The organism is Thermoanaerobacter sp. A7A (assembly GCF_000445185.1).
Lineage (GTDB): Bacteria > Bacillota > Thermoanaerobacteria > Thermoanaerobacterales > Thermoanaerobacteraceae > Thermoanaerobacter.
Genome location: NZ_AVAF01000149.1, coordinates 1 through 6283, shown reverse-complemented (window position 1 = coordinate 6283; position 6283 = coordinate 1). Strand labels below are relative to the sequence as shown.

Sequence of the window (6283 nt, the reverse complement as noted above, 5' to 3'; positions counted from 1 at the left end):
CTTGTAAGGCAGGTGCTCTCCCAGCTGAGCTATACGACCACAATGGTCGGGATGGAGGGACTTGAACCCCCGACCCCATGCTCCCAAAGCACGTGCGCTACCAACTGCGCTACATCCCGACATCAGTGACGAAATAAATTATAATAGAAAAAATGAAATTTCACAATAGGCATAGAAGCTTAAAAATGGCCGTTTTATTGATTTATCGCTTGTAATCTTTAAATTTTTTAAGAATACGTCATATTTTAAACTAATTAATTTAAAATATAAGTAAATAATTTCTTTAATTTCCCCTTCAAGCTGATAAGCTTACTGTTTCAACTTTATTTACGCGGCAAATAATAAATGTTAACTAAATATTTATGTTTTTGTAATACACCTGTAATAATACGATGGTACAATTAACCTGAAAAGAAAACATACGTAAAACACAAAAAACAACAGGAGGGATACGATTGAGAATTAAAAAAATCTTATCTTTATGCATCAGCTCTCTTCTACTATTTTTAGCTTTTCCAATGCAAAATGTAAAGGCCTATACATATACAACCCTTGAGGCAAAAGAATTTGCACAAAATTTAAGTAAAGGAGTAGTACATAAAAATATAACCTATTTTACGACTGAAGGATGGATAAACATTAACGTGTTAAAAGTGGACTTAACTGATAAATATACTGATGTATCAGTAATTTTCAATCCTACTGGCATAAAAGATAGAATGCCAGTGCGTGAAATGGCAAATTCTTATGGTGCTGTGGCTGCTGTGAACGGCGATTTCTTTGATACAAAAACAGGATTCATAATAGGAGCAACAGTAAAAGATGGAAGGTTAATAACAGACCCTTCAAATGAGGGTAAACTGGCTACTTTCTCCATTGACGCAAATGGAGTTCCCTCTATAGAATATTGGTCAAAAAGTATGTTCGTTACTCTTCCAAACGGCACAAAACTTCCTCTTTCCGCAATAAATAAAATAAGCAATACTTTTGAGTATTTAGTAATGTACACAAGTGATTGGTTTACAACATCTCCGGGAGCAAACAAAAATATACCTCAGTTAGTAGAAGTCATTGTAGATGAAAATGACAGAGTATTAGAAGTGCGTCAAGGACAGCCTTCTGTCGAAATACCACAATGTGGATATGTGTTGGCTGGTGCAGGTTATGTAGGTGAAAATTTACTCACTTTAAAGCCAGGAGATATAATACAAAAAGACATAAATACAAATCCTCCCTTTCAAAATCTCAAAATGGCTGTAAGTGGTGGCACAATCCTTGTAAAAGATGGAAAAATTGCGCCTTTCACTCATGAAATAAAAGGCTACACAGCACGAACAGCAATAGGCTATACTCAGGGCAAAAAATATTTGATCATCGCCACTGTTGACGGTACTTCAAGCCGTGGAATGACACAAACAGAAATGGCAAATTTAATGATATCCTTAGGTGCATATGATGCTTTAAACTTAGACGGTGGCGGGTCAACACAAATGGCAATAAGACCAATAGGGGATACTGACGCTAAACTTGCAAATTATGCTCCTGAAGGCTATGAAAGAAAAGTAGCAAATGGAATAGGAATATTTAACACAGCTCCTAAGGGAAATCTATACGCTTTAAAATTAGAAGTATCAGATACTAACGTGTTTAAAGGACTTCACAGGACAATTACAGTTAAAGGATACGATGAAAATTACAATCCTGTCATAATTAATCCTGAAGAAGTTTTGTTTTCAGTAAGTGGAATTACTGGAGTATTTAGTGGTACTGCTTTTATGCCAACAAGCGTAGGAGAAGGTGTTATAACTGCAAGAGTAGGAAATGCTATTGGGACTATCAAGATAACTTCACTTGACAAACCTGTAGACATACGATTTAATCCAGCTAATATAGTCGTTGATAAAAACAAAGCAGTACCCATAACAGTCACTGCAAAGAACATAAAAGGCTACAGAGCTTTAATAGAACCACAAGATATCACTTGGGATGTTTATAACAACATTGGCAATATAGATAGTAAGGGAGTATTTATATCCTCTAATTTCGATGCGAGTGGTGCACTTGTCTCAAATATACTGGGAGAAAAAGCCATTTTACCCGTTAAAATAGGGCAAGGTTCAGAATTTGACACGTCAGTACTTCCTAAAGTTACAGAGTTTACACAAATAGACCCAGCTAACAAAGAAGTGCCTGTGAAAAATACTTCTAATTCTTTTAAATTTATGGTATTTGGTGATACAAAATACAATACCCTTTTGAAGTTGCAAATATCTTTAAAAGCGGCTGATATTGCAAACAAAGAATACCCACTGGCTATATTTTTAGGAGATATAGATGAAAAAGTTTTAAATAATTTGAAGGTTAAATACATTACCACCAATGAGAAGTATGAGGTATATAATTATAACAATTCAACATTTATTGTACTTAACAATCGCAGTGGAAGTCTTTTAAGTCCTGATAAAAACCAATGGACTTGGTTTAAAGAACAGCTCAGAAACGTAAAAGGAGATAACCTTTTTGTCATACTTCCTAAACCAGTATGGGGAAGTGATGGTTTTAAAGACGTAAAAGAAGCTACTTTATTTGAAGAAACTCTAAAAGAATTTAACAAAAATACAGGTAAAAATGTGTGGATTATATATAACAGCAAAAGCAAGTTTTACACTACTTTAAATGATGAAATAAGATACATCACAACTTATGGTACAGACGTAGAAGGCAATACAAATGACATATACAATGACTTTGGCTTCATTTCTGTAATGGTAAACGGCAAAGAAGTAAACTATCAGTTTAAAAATCTTATAAATAAATAAATTTAACGAAATTTAAAACCCCTTCTAATTTTAAGGAGGGGTCAGACTGTAGACAAACTTTCTAAAATAGGATATTTTGCATAAGGAACGACTTGTGACAAAGCGGCAACAAAACTTAGGGAGACTGAGGGTGGAGGCAGGGCCGAAGCCATGGATGGCGGAGGCGGGCACCTTAAGGCATGGATGCCGATTGTGCCCGGTACCCTGCCGGAGCCGAAGGTCGAGCTTTAGTTTTGTCGCTTTGGAACATCGGAGTGACGATGCAAAATATCCTATTTTAACAATTTTTGATTTTGTCAACAAACTGACCCCTTCTAATTTTAAGGAGGGGTTTATTTTTTTGCAAAATATTCATTTGCTATTTCTACAAGGTACCTAACATCTTCAGAAGAAAGCTTATTTTTTAATATTTCCATTATTTTGTCATTATCCTTTTGTGTCAAGCCCTTCTGAGCTATTTTCATAATTTCGTTCATATCCTCTGCTCCTAATTTAAGGATAATATTCATTACTTTGATTTTTTGTGAAGGTTCCATCTCATTTTGCACTTGTAAAATCTTTTCTGGAGTAATTATTATGTTGTCATCGCCACTATTTTCCTTTTGCGTTTTTTTGTTATTTTCCAAATCGTAAACTTCTCTGTTTTTTTGTTTAAGCAGGTCCTCTAATATTTTCTCTTTAAAAATCCTTACTTTCCTGGCGTTTTCACTTCTTTGATTTCTTTTTGCCATTTCTTTTTCTTCTCTATCTACTTTATCTACTCTTGAACTGGCAGTTTGCTCTTCTTCACAAACCCTCTCATTTTCTTTCGTAAGCTGGATTTCATTTTTATCCCGCAAATTTTGTTGAGAGAAATAAATAGGTTCTTCAAACTTTGTCTTCAACATAAACATAGTAGTAAAAAGAGCAATCACAACAATCAAAACTAAATATAATCCTAGCCTCTTCAAGATCAGTCATTCCTTTCAATTAATATTGCATATTCTTATTATTGCTTGCCATAAAAATTTTAATTCAACTTATTTGTAAAGGAGGCTATTTGTAGATGGATGAATTAAGGCTTAAATATGACGACTCAAATGCAATTTATTTTATATCAAATTTTTTAAGTACATATTTAAGTCCTAATTCAATTTTTTTATGTATTGGCACAGACAAATTTATAAGTGATTCCTTAGGGCCTATCGTGGGAAATCTATTATCAAAATCCCTTCCACCAACCTACTTTGTTTATGGCAACTTGAAATCTCCAATCCACGCTATGAACCTAGAAGAGAATATGAAATACATAAAAAAGAAGCATCCTAAAAGTAAAATTATAGCCATAGATGCTTCTTTAGGAGAAAAAGAAAGTATAGGAAAAATCTCAATAAAAAAAGCCCCACTGTACCCTGGAAAAGGTGTGGGGAAAATGCTGCCTCCTGTTGGAGATATTTCAATAGTAGGTATTGTCGATGTATATGGCTCAATTCCTCTAAACTCAGTAAGATTAGGATTTGTATTTGACATAGCCGAAGTAATTGCCAAAAGCATCCAATTGTCCTTGAAATACTGAATTCACTTAAGTTTTAATGGAATAGAAACGAGGTTTTGTACAGAACCATCTTTAGGGCTTAAAGAGAAGACCTGAAGAATACCGTTTTGAGGCTCTTTTAAAGGTTTATAAGAGATTATAGCTTCAAAATCTCCCCAAGAAGGAGCAGCAGCAGTAGCTTGTACAAAAGTCTCACTTATGACATTCCCACCGCTGCCAACAAGCCTTATATTTACATTTCCCTCAAATACTCTCGCTTTGCCTATTACTTTAAAAGGACTTGTCACAACATTGTTTCTGACTGGGGACACTACTTTTATATTTGGTTCATAAGATATGCTACTTCTATCAGAAACTATTATAGCCCTTGCTTCTTTATCTTTATTCAATATTATGCCCAACTCATCTCCTATTTTTATTTCCGCAAAGTTTATGTCCCTTTCTGCATACTTAAATCCTCCTTGGCTGTCATAACCTACTTTCGCTTGAAAATGTATAATAGCATCAGGCAATACCTTTATATCCGGCCCTACTTGATTTCTTACATCCTGAGAGTCCTGGTATTCTCTTTCAATTGTTATAATCCTGTTTTCATAATCGATAGCCTTCACTATACCGTATATGAAAGATTCTCCTTTAAGAGGATTTGCTTCAGGTATTTGAGTAAACTTGGCTTTGACATTGTCTATAACCCAAATATAGTTACTCCCTTTGCCAAGAGGCTGAACCAATGTTATGCTGTACATTTTGTTATCGTGTATTGCCTCTACATAAGCTACACCATTATCTTCGCTTTTTAAAGTCAAATCATCTTCACTTCCAATCCCTATTATCCCGCCTTCTTTTCTAAGGAGTTGGATAGGGTCAAAACGCCATGTTTCTTTTCCTAAATCTGCTCTCTCTTGTAATTTCTTTATCCTATCTGGGTTATTGTATACATCTCCTATTAATATCATTCTTTTTAAAGGATCTAAACCTATTTTATATTTCCCTACCGCATCAATTTTATTTCCTTCTACTAGTATTTGAACACTGTCAACTCCGGGTATATCGGTCAAAGCATTTATGAGTGCCGCAACTCTTAATTTGTCTATTTCTTCATCTTCACTGTCTTGTAAAAATTCTTTGGATAAATTTACAAAAGCAGTTCCGTCTTGTAATTCTATAGAGATTAGCTTTGTGCCACTAGGGAATACCGGTTTTGCGTATTCATCTGTCGGCCCTTTAATCATTTCAATTACAACTTGTTTTAAAACATCAGCATCCTTAGAAATAAGTCTTTTTTCTAAAATAAGTCCATTCATTTTATCATTTAAAAAATAAAGGGAAATCTCTTTTGACACGTCTTGTACCATAGGCTTTGGATTTATAGGAGCATTTTCATCATTGCTATTAACTCTCGCAAAACACCCCGACAGTGTCAAAATAAATAAACCTATCAATACTAAGGCAATTCTTTTCACTTTTATCCCCTGGTTACCCAAACTGTACAAAAATGTACAGTTTAGATAGCTGGGGTATTTGTAGTCCGCCCTTCAGACTTTCCCAGCCCCAGCAGGCGGTATTTGGGAAAGCCATAGCCCCTGCCCCAAGAAGCAGGAACTTGCGCCCTTACGGGTCTCCCCATTTGCCCTGAATTAATAATTCCCTCAGGGCAGAGAAGTCTCTTGGTACCTTCTCAGGAGAGAGTGGAGTCACCACCGCTACCTTAAGAACTCGCCAGAAATCATAGGCACTAAAACTTGTTCCATCCAGAGGTTTTAGCACCCTCCCTTGCTCACTCTCAAGGCTTTGTAAAATCTCTAACGCTTTCTTTATCTCTCTCAGGTGTTTCTTCTTTAAGTACTTGTTCCTGACTGTTTTCTTTACATGCTCTTTTAATTCTTCTAACTCATCTACAGTCAGTGCGTTGAGAAACTTCATATAATTA

Annotated in this window: 4 protein-coding genes, 1 tRNA gene and 1 pseudogene; 2 read left to right on the top strand and 4 right to left on the bottom strand. The window is 35.2% G+C overall.

What is annotated here, in order from left to right; translation table 11 throughout:
• Positions 1-43 precede the first annotated feature (43 nt).
• A tRNA-Pro gene (locus M663_RS0111485) sits at positions 44-119 on the bottom strand.
• Positions 120-455: 336 nt separating this feature from the next.
• Between M663_RS0111485 and M663_RS0111480 the strand changes: the two genes are divergently transcribed.
• Positions 456-2819 carry a phosphodiester glycosidase family protein gene (locus tag M663_RS0111480; protein ID WP_029689014.1) on the top strand — a complete coding sequence of 788 codons (2364 nt, stop codon included), beginning with the start codon at positions 456-458 and terminating at the stop codon, positions 2817-2819.
• Positions 2820-3151: 332 nt separating this feature from the next.
• On the opposite strand, the gene M663_RS0111470 is transcribed toward M663_RS0111480, so the two are convergent.
• Positions 3152-3769 (bottom strand): hypothetical protein, encoded by a 618-nt coding sequence (locus tag M663_RS0111470; RefSeq protein WP_029689013.1) that lies wholly within the window; start codon positions 3767-3769, stop codon positions 3152-3154.
• A gap of 95 nt (positions 3770-3864) precedes the next feature.
• On the opposite strand from M663_RS0111470, the gene yyaC reads away from it, so the two are divergent.
• A complete protein-coding gene (gene yyaC / locus M663_RS0111465) occupies positions 3865-4374 on the top strand; it encodes a spore protease YyaC (RefSeq protein WP_029689012.1) in 510 nt (169 codons plus the stop codon).
• Between the two features lie 2 nt (positions 4375-4376).
• Here yyaC and M663_RS0111460 read toward each other — a convergent pair whose 3' ends face one another.
• Together M663_RS0111460 and M663_RS0111455 are read right to left on the bottom strand one after the other, a co-directional pair.
• Complete coding sequence (locus M663_RS0111460) at positions 4377-5816, bottom strand: Gmad2 immunoglobulin-like domain-containing protein (protein WP_029689011.1); 1440 nt, start codon at positions 5814-5816, stop codon at positions 4377-4379.
• Positions 5817-5964: 148 nt separating this feature from the next.
• A pseudogene (locus tag M663_RS0111455) lies at positions 5965-6283 on the bottom strand (transposase); the annotation flags it as partial.